Consider the following 17,058-nt stretch of genomic DNA (forward strand, 5'->3'; position numbering starts at 1 on the left):
TGTGGCGATCCGGCGTGCACCCGGTGGAGGGGGTGACCCCGGGTAACTCAGCGTCGGGCCGAGGCCGGCACTTCGGGCGGGGAGGGGGGTTCGCTTCGGGGCGCGAGGCCACCGTCACAGCGGGTGGCGGCTCTCTCGGCTCGCGGGGTCCGGACTGCTCGTCTCCGTCAGCGCGCGGCGACGAGGCCGGAGCTCGGCTCCGGGTGGCGGACCTTCACGCCGGCGCCCTGCTCCGCCCGAGTCACCCCGGGAGGCACCCTGCTCCGCCCTGAGCCAGGCGGAGGCGCACAGCAGCGCCCACACTCACGCAGGAGCGCCCAGCTCCGCCCACACCGTCTTGCCCGCGACGCCCGGCGTCCGCATGACCCCCCAGTCCAGGCAGAGCCGCTGCACGATGAACATGCCGTGGCCGCCGGGGCGCGCCGCGCGGTGCGGGGTGCGGGGGGCCGGCTGACCGTTGCCCTTGTCGGAGACCTCGACACGGATCACCTTGTTGTCGCAGGCGATCCACATCTCGTCCGGGCCCTCGGCGTGCAGACAGGCGTTGGTGACCAGCTCGGAGACGACGAGCAGCACGTCCTCGGCGGCGGCCCGCTGGTCGGCGGTGGCGGCGGGCAGCCAGCCCCACGCGTACAGCGCCTGCCGGGCGAAGTCGCGGGCGAGCGGGACGACCCCGCTCTGGCCCTCGAAGTCCAGCCGGCGGACCTGACGCCCTGCCGACGCCTTGGCGGCCGCCTCCGCCGCCGAGGGCCGATCGGGCCCGAGGGACGACACAGCGCCCTCGTCGGACGTTCCGGCCGCCGGCGCGCCCCGTTCGGCGTCCCCCGTCCCTGGCACGCCCCCCTCGGACGCCCCGGAAGCGCCGCTGGGCTCAGGGCCGCGGTCGCCCGGCGAGTAAGGCCGGGTGGTGCTCATCAGCGCTTCACCTCACCGATTCACCAGTTCAACATTCACACGATTCACAAGTCAGTACGCAGAGTCAGTACGCCTGTACACGTCCTTGCCTGATACGTCGGTCACAGTCCCCCACCCCCGGTGGCCGACATCACAGCCGACACTTTCAGGATGTCTCCTGCCCGACCATGCCGAGGGAACACCCCCGGATTCGGGCCGAATGATGTGACGTCCGTTGCGAGGCGGACGGGAGGGGTCAGCCGGAGCCGTCGGACCCGTCGGCGAGGGCCGCTTCGAGCGAGTCGTGGATCGTGAAGACCGCCTCGGCCCCCGTGATCTCGAACACGCGCGCGACAACGGGCAGCATGCCCGCCAGATGCACCCCGCCACCGGCCGCCTCCGCCTTCAGTCGCGCCCCCAGCAGCACGTTCAGCCCCGTGGAGTCACAGAACTCGAGCCGCGAGCAGTCGACGACCAGTCGGCTGAAGCCTTTGCCGAGGCAGTCTTCCAGTGGCTCTCGCAACAGATCGGCGGTGTGGTGATCCAACTCACCCGCCGGGGTCACGACGGCACTGGAGCCCTCTTCCCGCACCTCGACCAGAAGTCGGCCAGACTGTGCGCTGCCGACCGTCCCGCGGTCCATGCCGTGTCTCACTCCCGACGTCGTGGCTGCTGACTGACGCTCTCGAACACTACGCCTTCCCTACGCCCTCCAACACCCGAACATCCACACAGAATCGGACATTTCGGACCAGAGTGCACTTGCGGTGAACTCAGGAAAGCGGGTAGGGCTAGTAGAGACACGTAACCGACTCGGCCGGCTTGGAGGCGCCGCACACCGCAGTGCACGACAGGCTTCGGCAGCCATATGCCGAGAACGATGGAGGACATCATGTCACCCCGGCTCGACGCATCGCATACCCAGAACGCGACGTCGGCATCCCGACCGGAACATCTGGATCCCATCGAGCGCAGCGGCGCCGTGGATTCCGAACATGCCTTCGAGCATGGTTCGGGCCAGGACGACGCACTCGCCGGGCTTCCGGACATCCCGCCGTACGACGAGGTGGGGCCGGTGGACGCACGGGCTCTTTCCAAGACCCTCTTCGAGCGGCTGGAGTCGCTGGAGGAAGGGACCCACGAGTACTCGTACGTCCGCAACACGCTCGTCGAACTCAACCTCGCGCTGGTCAAGTTCGCCGCCTCCCGGTTCCGCTCGCGCAGCGAGCCGATGGAGGACATCATCCAGGTCGGCACCATCGGCCTGATCAAGGCGATCGACCGCTTCGAGCTCAGCCGCGGCGTCGAGTTCCCCACCTTCGCGATGCCCACCATCATCGGTGAGATCAAGCGCTTCTTCCGCGACACCTCCTGGTCGGTTCGGGTGCCGCGCCGGCTTCAGGAGCTCCGGCTCGACCTGGCCAAGGCCGGCGACGAGCTGGCCCAGAAGCTCGACCGCGCCCCGACGGTGGCCGAACTGGCCGAGCGCCTGGGCCTGACCAAGGACGAGGTCGTCGAGGGCATGGCGGCGTCGAACGCCTACACCGCCGCCTCGCTGGACGCCCAGCCCGAGGAGGACGACGCCGAGGGCGCGCTGGCCGACCGGATCGGCTACGAGGACCACGGCATCGAGGGCATCGAGTACGTCGAGTCCCTCAAGCCCCTCATCGCCGAACTCCCGCCCCGGGACCGGAAGATCCTCTCCCTGAGGTTCGTCGCGGGCCTGACCCAGTCGGAGATCGGCGAGGAACTCGGCATCTCCCAGATGCATGTGTCGCGACTGCTGTCGCGGACCCTGATCCGGCTCAGAAAGGGTCTGACGATCGAGGAATGACCGGCCGGGGAGCCCGTCTCCTCGCGCTGACCTGCACTGTGCCCGGTGCCCCGCCGAATGAGTCGGCCGGGCACCGGGCACAGTGCTTCGGGGTCGCGCGGCACCGGGCCGTGTGACCGCTTCCGGATCTTTCACCCACCGCTCATGGGTTACCCACAGAAACCCTTTCCCCAGGGCTTCCGTTCCTCCACTATGAGCCGTCATACCCGCCGGTAGGTCAGGACTCCGGGCGGGTCGCACGGCTGCGAGGAGGCAGGCGGATGGCTCGGGCCTACGACGGTGGGGCGGGCGGCGAGGAACGCGACCGCGGGATCCACGCGGGCGCCTCCGACGCACGGCTCACCGAACTGCTGCGCGCCGACACGGCCACCGCCTATCCGGCGCTCCAGGAATTGCGCGCCCGCCACCACCCGCACGTCCTCGCCTACGCCCGGCAGTGCACTCCGAACGAGACCACGGCACGTCAGTTGGCGGCCGAGGCGTTCGCCCAGGCGGCCCGCCAGACGGCGCGCGGCATCGATCCCCGCGTCCCGTGGCGGCACCAACTCCTGCTGCTGACCGCCCGGTCGGCCGGCACCTGGGCGACGGACGAGCGGGCGGCGGGCCTGGACACCGCACTGCTGCTGGTCCTGAACACGGCCGGCCCCTCCGGTCCGGTCCCGCCCATGATCACGGCCTTCCAGTCCCTGGCGCCGCGCACCCAGGGCCTGATCTGGTACGGAGTCGTGGAGCGCGAGCCGGTGGAACGTACGGCCACGCTGCTCGGCCTCACCCGCGAGGACGTGACCTACGGCACGGACCAGGCGCTCCAGCAGCTCGCCCGTTCCTGCCTGCGCGCCCGCCTCGCCGCCTCCGACGACCCCGACTGCCCCGACTTCGGCCGCCTCATCGAGGAGTCCGTACGGCCGGACAGCCCCCGTGCCAGCGCCGATCTGCACGCCCACATGACGCGCTGCCCGCACTGCACCGTCGCGTACGAGGAGTTGTCGGCGCTGCGCGACACACCGCGCACGGCGCTGGCGGAGGGGCTGCTGCCGTGGGGCGGGACGGCGTACGCGGCGGGCGGAGCTCAGGAGCGGGAGGCGGGCGGCCGCGCGGCGGAACGCGGCTGGACGCGCGGGAGCTGGCCGCGGGATCGCCGCCGGTTCGTGCTGGTGTCGGTGGCCGTCGGGGTGGCGTTGCTGCCGCTGGTGGCGTTCCTGCTGGCGGAGGGCGGCTCGTCCGCGCAGGATCCGGTGGGCGCGGCGCGCACCCCGGTGAGCGTGCCGCCGGTCGCGGTGACCGTGACGGCCACGGTGCCGGCGACGCCGTCGGCGTCCCCCTCGCCGTCGCCGTCGGCGTCGCCCTCGCCGTCGCGGAGCTCCAAGTCGCCGTCCCCCACGAAGAGTCCGACGGCGACGTCACGCCCCAAACCGCCGCCCTCCCCGACGCACCCGCCGTCCGGCACGTTCGCGCAGGTCGTCAATGTCGGCTCGGGGCTGTGCCTGGACGTGGGCGGCGCCTTCTTCGAGGGCACGGACGTCGTCACCGCCCCCTGTGGCTCCTCCAGCACCCAGCGCTGGCGGGTCGACGCCGGGCGCGGGGTGGTGCAGTCGGCCGCCGATCCCGACTTCTGCCTGGACAGTCGGGGTTCGACGGACCGGGGCGTCGGGATCTGGTCGTGCGATTCGGTGGAGGGGCGCAACGGCGAGAACCTGACGTTCCTCGTGGACGACGACGGCCTGATCCGCCCGGCCATCGACATCGACACGGCCGTGACGCCGGGCGGCGGCGCCGGGGACGAGCTGTCGCTGGAGCAGGTGAGCGGGAGCGCGGGGCAGCGCTGGCGCGCCGGCGCCGCCTGATCAGGCCACCCGCACGCCGCTCCGCCAGACCTCGGCGACCAGCGGTACCCCCGGCCGGTACGCCAGGTGCACATGACTCGGGGCGTCGAGCAGAAGCAGGTCCGCGCGGGCGCCGGGCGTGAGCCGGCCGATGTCGTCGCGGCGCAGTGCCGCCGCGCCGCCCGCCGTGGCCGACCACACCGCCTCGTCCGGGGTCATCCCCATGTCCCGTACCGCCAGGGCGACGCAGAACGGAACGGAGGAGGTGAAGGACGAACCCGGGTTGCAGTCGGTGGACAGGGCGACGGTGGCACCCGCGTCGAGGAGGCGGCGGGCGTCCGGCCACTCGGCGCGGGTGGAGAACTCGGCGCCGGGCAGCAGGGTGGCGACCGTGTTGCCGTGCGCGAGGGCGTCGACGTCCGCGTCCGTGAGGTGGGTGCAGTGGTCGGCGCTGGCGGCGTCGAGTTCGACCGCGAGCTGGACGCCGGGGCCGTAGGAGAGCTGGTTGGCGTGGACGCGCGGGTGCAGGCCCTTCGCCTTGCCCGCGGTGAGGATCGCGCGGGCCTGGTCGCCGTCGAAGGCGCCCTTCTCGCAGAAGACGTCGATCCAACGGGCGTACGGGGCACAGGCGTCGAGCATCTCGCCGGTGACCAGGGCGACGTAGGCCGCCGGGTCGTCGGCGTGGTCCGGGGAGACGATGTGGGCACCGAGGTAGGTGACCTCGTCGGTGTGCGCGGCGGCGATGCGCAGGGCACGGGCCTCGTCGTGGGTGGTCAGTCCGTAGCCGGACTTGGTCTCGAAGGTCGTCGTGCCCTGGCGGAGGGCCTCGGCGAGGTAGCGGGTGAGGTTGGCCTCGAGTTCCTCGTCGCTCGCGGCGCGGGTGGCGGCGACGGTCGTGCGGATGCCGCCGGCGCTGTACTGGCGCCCCGACATCCGGGCGTTGAACTCCTGCGTCCGGTCGCCCGCGAAGACCAGGTGGGAGTGGGAGTCGACGAAGCCCGGGAGCACCGCCCGGCCGCCCGCGTCGACCCGGTTGTCAGTGGCGGGTGCTTTGCTTTGATCACCGGTCCACACGACGCGGTCGCCTTCGATGACGACGGCCGCGTCCTGGATCAGTCCGAGGGGGGTTCCGTCACCTAGGGAGGGGTCGTTGGTGACCAGGGCGGCGATGTTGGTGATGAGCGTGCTGGCGGTGCTCGCGGAATGGGCGGGGCTGACGGTCGTCGCGTTGCTCATGGCGTCCTTGGTTGCCTGGTCGGCGGTGGGGTCGGGTTCGGGGGCGGAGGGGCGCCGCCCGGGCGGGCGGCCGGGGGTCATCCGCGCAGGGCTTCGACGGCGTCCGCGAGGGCCTTCGGCACATCCGGTACGAGGGCGTGGACCCCGTCCCGTACGACGTGCCGACCTGCCACGACCGTATGCGACACGTCTGCTGCCGACGCGGCGAATACGGCCGTCTCGGCCCCGAGCCGCGGAAGCGGCCCTGCCGTCCTGACCGAGTCGAGCGCGACCGTCGTGAAGTCGGCGAGCGCGCCGGCCTCCAGGGTGCCCGCGCCGTCCCAGCCGAGCGCCGCGTGGCCGTCGGCCGAGGCCGCCCGCAGCAGGGCCGCCGCCGTCCAGTGACCGCGGGTGCGGGTGCGCAGGCGCTCGTTGAGCTCCATCGCGCGTGCCTCTTCGAGCAGGTCGATCACGGCGTGGCTGTCGGAGCCGAGGGAGAGCGGCGAGCCCTCGTTCTGGAGGGCCGCGGCCGGTCCGATGCCGTCGGCGAGGTCCCGCTCGGTGGTCGGGCACATACAGGTGCCGGTGCCGCTGCCGCCGATGAGGGAGACGTCCTCGGCGGTGAGGTGGGTGTTGTGGACACCGGTGGTGCGCGGCCCGAGCACGCCGTGCAGGGCGAGCAGCTGCGTCGGGGTGCACCCGTGGATCTCACGGCAGGCCTCGTTCTCGGCGGTCTGCTCGGACAGGTGCACATGGAGCGGGGCCCGCCGCTCCTCGGCCCACCGCGCCACGGTCTCCAACTGGTCGGCGGGCACGGCCCGCACGGAGTGGATCGCCGCCCCGATCCGCGCGTGATCCTGTTCCTTGAGAACTGAACAGCGTTCGGCCCAGGCCTCCGCGTCCCCGTCGGAGAAGCGGAGCTGGTGGCTGTCGGGTGCCTGTCCGAAGCCGGAGGAGAGATAGGCGGTGTCGAGGAGGGTGATGCGGATGCCGGCTTCGGCGGCGGCCGCGATCAGGGCCTCTCCCATCGCGTTCGGGTCGGCGTACGGGGTGCCGCCCGGGGCGTGATGGACGTAGTGGAACTCACCGACCGCCGTGACACCCGCGAGCGCCATCTCGGCGTACACGGCCCGGGCGAGGGCGTGATAGGTCTCCGGGGTGAGCCGGTCGGCCGTGGCGTACATGACCTCGCGCCAGGTCCAGAAGGTGCCGGAGCCGACCTGGACGGTGCCGCGCAGGGCGCGGTGGAAGGCGTGGCTGTGCGCGTTGGCCAGCCCGGGGAGCGTCAGTCCGCGCAGGATCTCGGCGCCGGGCGGCGGGGTGGGGACGCCGGTGCGGACGGCGGTGATCCGGCCGTCGCCGCCCGCGGCGGAGCCGCTGGTGGACACGGTCAGGGCGACGCCCGGCTCGACATGAGTGCCGAGCCAGGCGTGTTCGAGCCAGTAGGTCCTGGATGTCACCTGCGGGCCAGCCCTTCCAGTACGTCGGCGAGTGCGAGGACCCCGGCCACGCAGTCGTCCTCGGCGGCGGACTCGGCCGGGGAGTGCGAGACGCCGGTGGGGTTGCGTACGAACAGCATGGCGGTCGGGATGCTCCCGGACAGGATTCCGGCGTCGTGTCCGGCACCGGTACCCAGGACGGGCACGGTGATGTCGGTGTCCTTGCCGAGGATGCGGCCCAGTTCGTCGCGCAGGGCGTGGTCGAACTCGACGACGGGGGTGAAGGACTCCCGCACGACGTCGAGGTCGATGCCGTGCGCCTGCGCGTACTGCCGGGCCGCCTTCTCGATGCCGCCGACGACGGTGTCGAGGCTCGCCTGGTCCTCGGCCCGGGAGTCCAGCCAGCCGCGCACCAGGGACGGGATCGCGTTGACGCCGTTCGGCTCGACGGCGATCTTGCCGAAGGTGGCTACCGCCCCGGCGAGTTCGGCCTCGCGGCGGGCGGCGAGCACGGTCTCGGCGTACGACAGCATGGGGTCGCGCCGGTCCACGAGCCGGGTGGTGCCCGCGTGGTTGGCCTCGCCCCGGAAGTCGAACCGCCACCGGCCGTGCGGCCAGATGGCGCTGGCGATGCCGACCCGGTCGCCGGACAGGTCCAGCGCCCGGCCCTGCTCGACGTGCAGTTCGACGAAGGCACCGATGCGGGCCAGCCGCTCGGGGTCGGCGCCGATGGCCTCGGGGTCGTATCCGGCGGCCTCCATGGCCCGGGGCAGGGTGACCCCGTCGCCGTCGGTCAGCTCGTGGGCGTCCTCGACGGTGAGCTGCCCGGCGGCCAGCCGCGATCCGACGCAGGCGAGGCCGAAGCGGGCGCCCTCCTCGTCGCCGAAGTTGACGATGGCCAGCGGCTTGGCGAAGTCCACGCCCCGGCCGCGCAGTTCGTCGAGCGCGGCGAAGGACGACACGACACCCAGAGGCCCGTCGAAGGCACCCCCGTCGGGAACGGAGTCGAGATGCGACCCGGTGACGACGGCGTCCCCGGCGTCGGGGTCCCCGAGCCAGGCCCACTGGTTGCCGTTGCGGTCGAGCTCGTAGGTGAGCCCGCGTGCCTCGGCCTGGTCCTTGAACCAGGCCCGGCAGTCGAGGTCGGCCCCGGTCCAGGCGAAGCGGCGGTAGCCGCCGGAGGCGGAGCTGCGGCCGATCGGCAGCAGCTCCGCCCACATGCTGTGGAAGGTCACGCGTCGTCACCTTCGCGCATCGGGACCCGGACCGCGCGCTCGTCGGCGACCGACTCCGCGATGTCGTAGCCCGCGTCCACGTGCCGGATGACGCCCATACCGGGGTCGTTCGTCAGCACCCGGCGGATCTTCTCCCCGCCGAGCTTGGTGCCGTCGGCCACCGTCACCTGACCGGCGTGGATGGACCGCCCCATGCCGACGCCACCGCCGTGGTGGATGGACACCCAGGAGGCACCCGAGGCCACGTTGACCATGGCGTTCAGCAGCGGCCAGTCGGCGATCGCGTCGGACCCGTCGAGCATGGCCTCGGTCTCGCGGTAGGGGGAGGCCACCGAACCGCAGTCCAGGTGGTCGCGCCCGATCGCCAGCGGCGCGGCCAGCTCACCGGAGGCGACCATGTCGTTGAAGCGCTCGCCGGCCTTGTCCCGCTCGCCGTAGCCGAGCCAGCAGATACGGGCGGGCAGGCCCTGGAAGTGCACCCGCTCGCCGGCCAGCTTGATCCAGCGGGCGAGGGACTCGTTCTCCGGGAACAGGTCCAGGATCGCCTTGTCGGTCTTGGCGATGTCGGCGGGGTCGCCGGACAGGGCCGCCCAGCGGAAGGGGCCCTTGCCCTCGCAGAAGAGCGGGCGGATGTAGGCGGGGACGAAGCCGGGGAACGCGAAGGCACGGTCGTAGCCCGCGAGTTGGGCCTCGCCGCGGATCGAGTTGCCGTAGTCGAAGACCTCGGCGCCGGCGTCCATGAAGCCGACCATGGCCTCGACGTGCCGGGCCATCGCCTCGCGGGCCCGGGTGGTGAAGCCCGCCGGGTCCTTGGCGGCGGCGTCGGCCATGTCCTCGAAGGCGATGCCCAGCGGCAGGTACGCCAGCGGGTCGTGGGCGGACGTCTGGTCCGTGACGATGTCGATGGGGGCGCCCATGGCGAGGAGCTGCGGGACCAGTTCGGCGGCGTTGCCGAGGACGCCGATGGAGAGGGGGCGGCGGGCGTCCCGGGCCTCGGTGGCCAGGTGGAGGGCGTGGTCGAGGGAGTCGGCCTTCACGTCCAGGTAGCGGTGCTCGATACGGCGCTCGATCGCGCGCGGGTCGCAGTCGATGCAGATCGCCACGCCGTCGTTCATGGTCACCGCGAGCGGCTGGGCGCCGCCCATGCCGCCGAGGCCGGCGGTGAGGGTGATCGTCCCGGCGAGGGTGCCGCCGAACTTCTTCGCGGCGACGGCCGCGAAGGTCTCGTAGGTGCCCTGGAGGATGCCCTGGGTGCCGATGTAGATCCAGGAGCCGGCCGTCATCTGGCCGTACATGGTCAGGCCGAGGGCCTCCAGGCGGCGGAACTCCTCCCAGTTCGCCCAGTCGCCGACGAGGTTGGAGTTGGCGATCAGGACGCGCGGGGCCCACTCGTGGGTCTGCATGACGCCGACGGGGCGGCCGGACTGGACGAGCATGGTCTCGTCCTGCTTGAGGCCCTTGAGGGTGCGCACCATCGCGTCGAAGGAGCGCCAGTCGCGGGCCGCCTTGCCGGTGCCGCCGTAGACGACGAGCTTGTCGGGGTGCTCCGCGACCTCGGGGTCGAGGTTGTTCTGGAGCATCCGCAGGGCGGCTTCCTGCTGCCATCCCAGGGCACTCAGTTCCGTACCGCGCGGTGCTCGGACGGGGCGGGGTCCTGACATGGTCTGCCTCCCAGCGGACTGTGACTGCGAACTGTTGAGGTGGATATTCACATCCTGGACGTCTGAATAGAACTAGTCAATACATCTGCGTGCCCGCACGGCCGCGTCCCGGATGTTTGGCTGGATGCATGGGCTCGTACAACGACATGACGGGGGCCGGCGTGAGCAACGAAAGCGAGATCTCGGCATGCGACGCCGATCGGGTCACCCGGCGCCACGAGGCGGTGCGGGCGGCCGTGGAGCAGGGACTGCTCGGGGCCGGCACCCCGATCGTCGGGCTGCTCGACGTCACCGGCATCCGGGAGTCGGCGGCGGCACTGAGGGCGGCGTTCGACGCCGTGGTGGCACCGGGCACGCCCGTGCTGCACGCCTTCGCGGTGAAGGCCACCCCGCTGGTGCCGGTGCTGCGGCTGCTGCGCGAGGAGGGGATCGGGGCCGAGGTGGCGAGCCCGGGTGAGCTGGCGCTGGCGCGGGCGGCTGGGCTGGGCCCGGAGGCGACGGTCCTGGACTCGCCCGCGAAGACACCGGCCGAGCTGCGCGAGGCGCTGGCGCTGGGCATCGCGGTCAACGCCGACAACCCGCAGGAACTGGACCGCATCGACGGCCTGATGAGGTCCGCCGAAAGCCGCTCGCCGCTCGGAATTCGGGTGAATCCGCAGGTCGGCGGGGGTTCCATCGAGGCGACGTCCACCGCCACGGCGACTTCGAAGTTCGGGGTGGCGCTGCTCGACGAAGGGGCCCGGGAGTGGGTCGTACGGGCGTATCAGGACCGTCCGTGGCTGACCCGGCTGCACGCGCACACCGGCTCGCAGGGCATCCCGCTGGAGTTGATGACCCGGGGGATCGCGGAGGCGTACGCGCTCGCGGAGGAGATCAACCGGCGGATCGGGCGGCGGCAGATCGACACGCTCGACATCGGCGGCGGACTGCCGGTGAACTTCGCGTCGGACGCGACCACGCCGACGTACGCGCGGTACGCCCGGCTGCTGAAGGAGGCGGTGCCCGGACTGTTCGACGGGCGGTACGGCCTGGTCACGGAGTTCGGCCGTTCGCTGCTCGCCAAGCACGGGACGGTGGTGGCGCGGGTCGAGTACGCCAAGAGCGCGGGCGGGCGGCCGGTGGCGGTGACGCACGCGGGCGTACAGGTGGCCACGCGGACGGTGTACGCGCCGGGGAGCTGGCCGCTGCGGATCGGCGCGTACGACGGCAAGGGGCGACCGAAGGAGGGGCCGGCCGTGGTGCAGGACGTGGCCGGGCCGGCCTGTTTCTCGGGCGACCTGCTGGCCGAGGGATGCGCGCTGCCCCTGCTGGAGCAGGGGGACCACGCGGCGGCGCTGGACACGGGGGCGTACTACTTCGCGCACCACTACGCGTACAACTCCCTTGCCCGGCCCGGCATTTACGGCTTCGCCCCGGACGCGGCCGGGGGCATCGCCTTCGCGACCGTGCGCGAGCCGCAGTCGCTCGACGAGATCGTGGCCGAATCCGGAGGGGCGCACGCCACCGCGCTCACCACCCTGTCTGCGCCGAAGCGCCGTTGACCTAAGCCAACACACAGCGGTACGCCATACGCGATCAAGTCACGTGAAAACGGGGTCAGTCGACCCACCCTAGTCACTCGGCGCATGTTCCACTGGAAAATGCCCGAACGCTCACTCGCCGCACACACGTTGCGTAGTTTGGCCGTCACTCAGCCGAACCCCAGGCGGGAGGGGAGCGACGGTGCCCGGAATCGACGAGTGCTTGCTGGAGACGATGCGGCTGCCCGGTGCCAGGGGCGCCGCGCTGGTCGACTGGACCAGCGGGCTGGCCCTGGGCACCGTGGGCGATCCACCAGGAGGCGATCATGAGACGGCGGCGGCCGAGGCCGCCGAGCTGGCACGGCTGGCCGCCGAGCAGCAGGCGTTCGGGCCGGGGGACGGCGCGGACCCGGCGGATCCGCCGGTCGAGGACGTGATCCTCAGCAATCGGGACAGCTACCACGTGCTGCGGTTCGTGCCGACGTCCTTCGACAGCAGTGTGTTCCTGTACCTGTGGCTGGCCCGCTCGGACGGCAATCTCGCGCTGGCCCGCATCCGGCTCGGTGAGATGGCCGAACGGCTGGTGCTGGGATGACCGTGGTCGGAGCCACCCCGCCACTGCCGGTACGGGACCGGGCGACCGCCCGGGAGCGCTCCGGCAGCGGTGTCTCACCGATGCTGACCCGGCTCGCGGACGAGCGGGCCACCGGCGTCCTGGACCGCGAGCACGGCACGCTGCACCTCGCCGAGGGCCGTGTCGTGCACGCCGAGAGCCCGCTCGCGCCCAGCCTCGGCATGCTGCTCACGGCCCACGGCGCCCTCGACGCCGAGGCCTGGCAGGACATCGAGGCCGGCGCCGAGGAGGGACAGCTCGGACGGCTCCAGCGGTACGGCGTCACGCCGGGCGCGCTGGAGCTGGCCCAGGTGAGCGCGCTGTACGACGCGGCGTACTTCGCCCTCGCGCCCAGCAGCACGCCCGGCCGGTTCCGCTACGGCGCCGCGCACTGGCTCGCCTCGGTGCATCCGGTGCCGGTGGCCGAGCTGGAGCGGGAGACGCTGCGGCGCCGCGCCCTGCTGCGCCGTATCTGGCCCGACCCGGCCACCGACGGCGCGCCCCTGATCCGCGCCGACCCGGTCGCGGCGCCCGCCGTGCCGTCCCGGCAGGCCGCGGTACTGGGACACGTCGACGGCGTGCGCAGGGCCGCGGACATCGCGCGGGAGCTGGGCCGGCCGGCGTTCCACACGCTGGTGCACATAAGGCGGCTGGCCGCGGCGGGGCTGGTGTCCCCGCAGCCGCCGCCCGCTCCGGATCCCCCGCCCGACGCCGCCGCCGATCCCTATGTCGCGCTGCTGAAGAGGGTCAGGGATGCGCTGGAGGCCCTTTGACCGCAAGCCCATCGAGGACCGCGAGCCGCCTGTGCCGCCCGTGTCGCCGCGCCCGTCGCAGCGGTCCCGCGCCGAAAGGAGAAACCTCATGGCGGCCGAGGCCCCGATACTCGACGAGTTCCGCCGGCTCAGAGCCCGAGTCCCCCAGTTGACCGGAGCTCTCGCGGCGGGCGTGGACGGCCTCGTCCTCGCCCACGACACCCCCGGCGTGGAACCGGACGGCCTCGCCGCGCTGACCGCCGCCGCGCTGGGCGTCGCGGTCCGGGTGTCGGACGCCACCGGGCGGGGCGACTTCCGCGAACTGCTCGTGCGCGGGGCGGACGGCTATGTGGCGACGTACGCGGCGGGCCGTACGGCCGTGCTGACGCTGCTCGCCAAGGACGGCGTCAACGTCGGCCGGCTGCATCTGGAGGGCCGCCGCGCGGGCGCCCGGATCGGGGAGCTGGTCGACGCCGAGTCGGTGCCCGTCCGCAGGAGCCCCGCCAAGCAATCCGCCAAGGAGCCCGCCAAACCCCTGGCCACGCGCCCGAAGACCTCGCGCGCCGCCCGAACGACCACCACCAACGCCGGCTCGCCCGGCACCACACGTACGACTACGGACAGTTGAGAGGACACAACGTCATGGCCAACACCGAGACCACGCTGAAGGAATGCCTCGCCTCGATCGAGGGCGCGACCGGAGTCGCCCTGGTGGACTACACCAGCGGGATGGCGCTGGGCACCATGGGCGGCAGCAAGACGTTCGACCTCAACGTCGCCGCCGCGGGCAACACCGACGTGGTCCGCGCCAAGATGCGCACGATGGAGCACCTCGGCCTCAAGGGCGGCATCGAGGACATCCTCATCACCCTGACCGACCAGTACCACCTGATCCGGCTCCTGACCGGGCGCGGGGGCAACGGGCTCTTCCTCTACCTGGCGCTCGACGCCAAGCGCGCCAACCTGGCGATGGCCAGGCACCAGTTGAAGAAGATCGAGGAGGACCTGGAAGTCTGATCTAGACCAGCGCCGCGGTGCGGCGACGGGCCCCGCCCGGGGCCGCGTCGCCGGCCGCGATGCCCGTGCTGCGGTAGGCCTTCACGGCCTTGCCCGCCGGGCGGCCGCCGCGGCCGTCGAGCCAGTCGACCCGCACCCACAGCAGGGCGTTCTCGTCCCGCTCCCGCCGCCCGAGCCAGGCCGCCTTGAGCCGCAGCCCCGCCCCGCACCCCGCGAGCAGCATCCCGCCGGCCGCCGGCACCGCGAACGAGCCGCCCAGCGCGACGAGGAACGCCAGGGCCAGCCACCAGCGGTGGCCCCGGCGCCAGTTGCGCACGGCCACCGCACGGTCCTGGAGCACATCGTGCTTGCCGGCCCGGACGGCCGAACGGGTCAGGGCCGTGTAGCGCCCCCGGCGGGCGTACCCGACCACGGCCGTCGCGACGACGAACAGTGCGGCGCCGGCCAGGACGCCGATCCTGCGGCCGGTGATGCCCGGCACCAGGACGCCGATGCCCGCGGCGAACACCCCGAGCCACCAAAGCGGAGCCGACCCGGCCCGTACCACGACGGCCACCCGAGCCAGCCCCTGTCCTCCTGCGCGCGCCACGTCCGGCCTCCCGTCCCTGTCTGTCCGGCTGCTGTGCGGGCACGTTAGCCACCGAACGTGAGACCAGCCTTAAGAACCCGTTCGGCACATCACTCGACGAACAGCCCCCGGGTCGCCGCCCGCGCGTCGAACTCCTCCAGCCGCGCCTGCGCGTCCGGCAGGTCGTCGCACATCGCCTCCAGCAGGACCCGGCCGAGCAGCATGGGCGCGCAGGCGGTGTCGAAGGCGAGGCCCGTGCCGACGGCGGCCGGCAGCAGCAGGTCGGAGACCTTGGCGACCGGAGCGAACGCGGAGTCGGCCACGGTCACCACCGTCAGCCCGGCCTCCTTGGCGTAGGCGAGGGTGTCCACGACCTCGCGCGGATGCCGGGGCAGCGCGAAGCAGAGCAGGGCGCTCGCGCCGGCCCGTACGGCGGCGTCGATACGGTCGTTGATCATCGTGCCGCCCTCGTGCAGCAGCCGTACGTCCGGGTGGACCTTGGCGGCGAAGTACGAGAAGCCGTACGCCTGGGAGGCGGCGGCGCGCAGGCCGAGCACCGGCAGCGGGCGGGAGGCCGCGAGGACGCGGCCCGCCTTCTGCACCGGGCGGGGGTCGGCGAGCACCTCGGCCAGGTGCCGCAAGTTCTCGATCTCGGCCTCGACGGCCTGCTGGTACTCGTTGTAGGAGCTCGCGTCGGGGGCCTGCTCCACGGGGGCGACCTCGCGCAGGTGGCGGCGCAGCGCCGGGTAGCCGTCGAAGCCGAGGGCGACGGCGAAGCGGGTGACCGACGGCTGGCTGACCCCGGCCAGTTCGGCCAGTTCCACGCTGGACAGGAACGGCACGTCGGCGGCCTGCCGCACCATGCTGTGCGCGATGCGCCGCTGGGTCGGGGTGAGCCGGTGCCCCTCGAAGAGCGCCTGAAGTCGCGCGGCGGGACTGTCCGTCCCGCCCGTGTTCCTGTCCGCGCTCATGCCGCGCTCCCCCTCCAGATCTCCGTGAACCGGTCCAGCAGTGCGGCCGCCTCCGTCACGTCGTCGGTGAGCGGACGGTCGGCCGGGTCGTCGTCGAGCACCGACTCCGCCAGCTCCAGCGCCCGGCCGACCGGAAGCCCGGGGTCGACCCTGAGGCCGCGCTGGCGCAACGCCCGTACGGCAGCGACGAGTTCGCAGCCGACGACGAGACGGTACGCGCCGCACACGCGCAGTGTCTGCCGCGCGGCGAGCGAGGCGAAGCTGGCCTGCTCCTCCACGCCCCGGGAGAGTACAGCGTGGCCGAGCGAGGCGGGGGCGGAGAAGGCGCGCAGGTCTCCGAGGGCGGCCCCGGCCGAGTACTCCAGGATCATCACACCGGACGACGCGGGCTCCTGGTCGGCGAGGAAGGGCTTCAGGCGGGTGTAGGCGGGCTCGTTCAGGGTGGACAGGCGTGAGGTCGACAGCCGGGCCACCTGGGTCAGCGCCAGCCGGAAGTGGTCCAGGGAGAGGGCGAGTTGGGCCTGGTAGAAGCCGCCGTGGTGGTAGGCGGCCATGTCCTCGGGGGAGATGAGGGGGTTCTCGGCGGCGGCGTTGATCTCGACCGCGAGCACCTCCTCCAGGGCGTCGGCGGCGTCGTGCGCGGGGCCGTGGATCTGGGGCAGACAGCGGAAGCCGTACGGGTCCTGGATCCGGCCCAGCGGCGGGGTCGGCCGGTCCTCGGCGCCGATCAACTCCCGCATGCGGCGGGCCACTTCGGTGCTGCCCCGGTGCGGCCGGGCGGTGTGCACGGGGGCGGCGTACGCCTCGTGGGAGCCGTCGACGGCGAGCAGTGACAGGGCGGCGACGACCTGGGTGGCGGCGATGAGGCCGCGCAGTTCGTGCAGGGCGAGCGCGGCCTGGCCGAGGGTGAGGGCGTTGCTGCTGATGAACGCGAGGGCGTCGTTGTTGTCCAGCGGCTGCGCCTCGGGGGCGCCCGAGCCGCGCCAGGGGTGCTCACCGGCCAGCGCGAGGCCGGTCTGGGCGAGCGCCGCGAGGTCGCCGGTGCCGACCGAGCCGAACTCGTTGACCACCGGGTGGGCACCGCTCTCCAGCGCCTCGCACATCGCCGTTATGACGGTGGGGCGCAGACCCGCGCCGCCGGCCAGCAGTTGGTTGGCGCGTACCGCGAGCATGGCCCGGACCTGCCGGGCGGGCAGTTCCTCGCCGATGGCGCCGGCGTGACTGCGCAGCAGCCGCAGCCCGTGCTCGGCGGCGGCCTCGGTGGGCACGTCCTCGTTCCGGTTGGCGCCGACGCCGGTGGAGCGGCCGTAGACGCGTCCGGTCGCGGCGATGAGACGGGCCGCGTCCCAGGACTCCTCGGCCCGCTTCATCGCGTCGGTCGCGGGCACCGGCCGCGCGGTTCCCTCGGCGAGACGTACGACGTCCTCGACGCCGAGCCCGATCCCGTCGAGGACGACCAGGCCGGTGTGCCCGGAAGACACAGCACTCGGCGCGTCCACGATCCGAGACGACATCA

The 17,058-nt window shown here is 72.8% G+C and carries 16 protein-coding genes; 7 read left to right on the forward strand and 9 right to left on the reverse strand.

Annotation, left to right across the window (positions count from 1 at the left end; translation table 11 throughout):
* Positions 1-303 precede the first annotated feature (303 nt).
* Positions 304-915 (reverse strand): ATP-binding protein, encoded by a 612-nt coding sequence (locus ACIQWG_RS37035; protein ID WP_404104291.1) that lies wholly within the window; start codon positions 913-915, stop codon positions 304-306.
* 235 nt (positions 916-1,150) lie between these two features.
* Positions 1,151-1,537: an STAS domain-containing protein gene (locus ACIQWG_RS37040; protein ID WP_404104294.1), complete on the reverse strand. Its 387-nt coding sequence runs from the start codon at positions 1,535-1,537 to the stop codon at positions 1,151-1,153.
* 237 nt (positions 1,538-1,774) lie between these two features.
* Between ACIQWG_RS37040 and ACIQWG_RS37045 the strand changes: the two genes are divergently transcribed.
* Both ACIQWG_RS37045 and ACIQWG_RS37050 read left to right on the forward strand, forming a co-directional pair.
* Positions 1,775-2,728 (forward strand): RNA polymerase sigma factor SigF, encoded by a 954-nt coding sequence (locus ACIQWG_RS37045; protein WP_404104297.1) that lies wholly within the window; start codon positions 1,775-1,777, stop codon positions 2,726-2,728.
* A 260-nt stretch (positions 2,729-2,988) separates the two neighbouring features.
* A complete protein-coding gene (locus tag ACIQWG_RS37050; protein ID WP_404104299.1) occupies positions 2,989-4,572 on the forward strand; it encodes a ricin-type beta-trefoil lectin domain protein in 1,584 nt (527 codons plus the stop codon).
* Here ACIQWG_RS37050 and hutI read toward each other — a convergent pair whose 3' ends face one another.
* Genes hutI through hutU form a run of 4 tightly spaced genes read right to left on the reverse strand, consistent with a single transcriptional unit; the run spans position 4,573 to position 10,101 of the window.
* The gene (hutI, locus tag ACIQWG_RS37055) at positions 4,573-5,868 is read right to left on the reverse strand and encodes an imidazolonepropionase (RefSeq protein WP_404104302.1); all 1,296 of its coding nucleotides are present in this window, start codon (positions 5,866-5,868) and stop codon (positions 4,573-4,575) included.
* Positions 5,865-7,226, reverse strand: coding sequence for a formimidoylglutamate deiminase (locus ACIQWG_RS37060; protein ID WP_404104305.1), 1,362 nt, complete (start codon positions 7,224-7,226; stop codon positions 5,865-5,867). The genes hutI and ACIQWG_RS37060 overlap by 4 nt, the downstream gene beginning before the upstream one ends.
* On the reverse strand, positions 7,223-8,440 hold the full coding sequence (locus ACIQWG_RS37065; RefSeq protein ID WP_404104307.1) for an allantoate amidohydrolase: 1,218 nt from the start codon (positions 8,438-8,440) through the stop codon (positions 7,223-7,225). Before ACIQWG_RS37065 ends, ACIQWG_RS37060 begins: the two co-directional genes overlap by 4 nt.
* Positions 8,437-10,101, reverse strand: coding sequence for a urocanate hydratase (gene hutU / locus ACIQWG_RS37070; protein ID WP_404104310.1), 1,665 nt, complete (start codon positions 10,099-10,101; stop codon positions 8,437-8,439). Before hutU ends, ACIQWG_RS37065 begins: the two co-directional genes overlap by 4 nt.
* 146 nt (positions 10,102-10,247) lie before the next feature.
* Between hutU and ACIQWG_RS37075 the strand changes: the two genes are divergently transcribed.
* From ACIQWG_RS37075 to ACIQWG_RS37095, 5 genes are all read left to right on the forward strand, one after another.
* Positions 10,248-11,642 (forward strand): diaminopimelate decarboxylase, encoded by a 1,395-nt coding sequence (locus ACIQWG_RS37075; protein WP_404104644.1) that lies wholly within the window; start codon positions 10,248-10,250, stop codon positions 11,640-11,642.
* 181 nt (positions 11,643-11,823) lie between these two features.
* Positions 11,824-12,216: a hypothetical protein gene (locus ACIQWG_RS37080; protein ID WP_404104313.1), complete on the forward strand. Its 393-nt coding sequence runs from the start codon at positions 11,824-11,826 to the stop codon at positions 12,214-12,216.
* Entirely contained in the window at positions 12,213-13,007 is a 795-nt protein-coding gene (locus ACIQWG_RS37085) for a transcriptional regulator (protein WP_404104316.1), read from the forward strand. The genes ACIQWG_RS37080 and ACIQWG_RS37085 overlap by 4 nt, the downstream gene beginning before the upstream one ends.
* A gap of 88 nt (positions 13,008-13,095) precedes the next feature.
* Positions 13,096-13,614 carry a roadblock/LC7 domain-containing protein gene (locus ACIQWG_RS37090; protein WP_404104319.1) on the forward strand — a complete coding sequence of 173 codons (519 nt, stop codon included), beginning with the start codon at positions 13,096-13,098 and terminating at the stop codon, positions 13,612-13,614.
* A 14-nt stretch (positions 13,615-13,628) separates the two neighbouring features.
* A complete protein-coding gene (locus tag ACIQWG_RS37095; RefSeq protein WP_404104322.1) occupies positions 13,629-14,003 on the forward strand; it encodes a hypothetical protein in 375 nt (124 codons plus the stop codon).
* A gap of 1 nt (position 14,004) precedes the next feature.
* On the opposite strand, the gene ACIQWG_RS37100 is transcribed toward ACIQWG_RS37095, so the two are convergent.
* The 3 genes from ACIQWG_RS37100 to ACIQWG_RS37110 form a co-directional block, all read right to left on the reverse strand.
* Positions 14,005-14,592, reverse strand: a complete 588-nt coding sequence (locus ACIQWG_RS37100) for a hypothetical protein (RefSeq protein WP_404104324.1) — start codon at positions 14,590-14,592, stop codon at positions 14,005-14,007.
* An 89-nt stretch (positions 14,593-14,681) separates the two neighbouring features.
* Complete coding sequence (locus tag ACIQWG_RS37105; protein ID WP_404104327.1) at positions 14,682-15,542, reverse strand: MurR/RpiR family transcriptional regulator; 861 nt, start codon at positions 15,540-15,542, stop codon at positions 14,682-14,684.
* A complete protein-coding gene (locus tag ACIQWG_RS37110; protein WP_404104329.1) occupies positions 15,539-17,056 on the reverse strand; it encodes an aromatic amino acid ammonia-lyase in 1,518 nt (505 codons plus the stop codon). The genes ACIQWG_RS37105 and ACIQWG_RS37110 overlap by 4 nt, the downstream gene beginning before the upstream one ends.
* Positions 17,057-17,058: the final 2 nt, after the last annotated feature.

Source organism: Streptomyces sp. NPDC098781, from assembly GCF_044759995.1.
Lineage (GTDB): Bacteria > Actinomycetota > Actinomycetes > Streptomycetales > Streptomycetaceae > Streptomyces.

Bases quoted from the DNA above. Each gene is read 5' to 3' on its own strand.
- ACIQWG_RS37035 (WP_404104291.1), bottom strand. From the start codon at position 915: ATGAGCACCACCCGGCCTTACTCGCCGGGCGACCGCGGCCCTGAGCCC.
- hutI (WP_404104302.1), bottom strand. From the start codon at position 5,868: ATGACCCCCGGCCGCCCGCCCGGGCGGCGCCCCTCCGCCCCCGAACCC.
- ACIQWG_RS37095 (WP_404104322.1), top strand. From the start codon at position 13,629: ATGGCCAACACCGAGACCACGCTGAAGGAATGCCTCGCCTCGATCGAG.
- ACIQWG_RS37085 (WP_404104316.1), top strand. From the start codon at position 12,213: ATGACCGTGGTCGGAGCCACCCCGCCACTGCCGGTACGGGACCGGGCG.
- ACIQWG_RS37110 (WP_404104329.1), bottom strand. From the start codon at position 17,056: ATGTCGTCTCGGATCGTGGACGCGCCGAGTGCTGTGTCTTCCGGGCAC.
- ACIQWG_RS37045 (WP_404104297.1), top strand. From the start codon at position 1,775: ATGGAGGACATCATGTCACCCCGGCTCGACGCATCGCATACCCAGAAC.
- ACIQWG_RS37050 (WP_404104299.1), top strand. From the start codon at position 2,989: ATGGCTCGGGCCTACGACGGTGGGGCGGGCGGCGAGGAACGCGACCGC.
- hutU (WP_404104310.1), bottom strand. From the start codon at position 10,101: ATGTCAGGACCCCGCCCCGTCCGAGCACCGCGCGGTACGGAACTGAGT.
- ACIQWG_RS37105 (WP_404104327.1), bottom strand. From the start codon at position 15,542: ATGAGCGCGGACAGGAACACGGGCGGGACGGACAGTCCCGCCGCGCGA.
- ACIQWG_RS37090 (WP_404104319.1), top strand. From the start codon at position 13,096: ATGGCGGCCGAGGCCCCGATACTCGACGAGTTCCGCCGGCTCAGAGCC.
- ACIQWG_RS37040 (WP_404104294.1), bottom strand. From the start codon at position 1,537: ATGGACCGCGGGACGGTCGGCAGCGCACAGTCTGGCCGACTTCTGGTC.
- ACIQWG_RS37075 (WP_404104644.1), top strand. From the start codon at position 10,248: ATGACGGGGGCCGGCGTGAGCAACGAAAGCGAGATCTCGGCATGCGAC.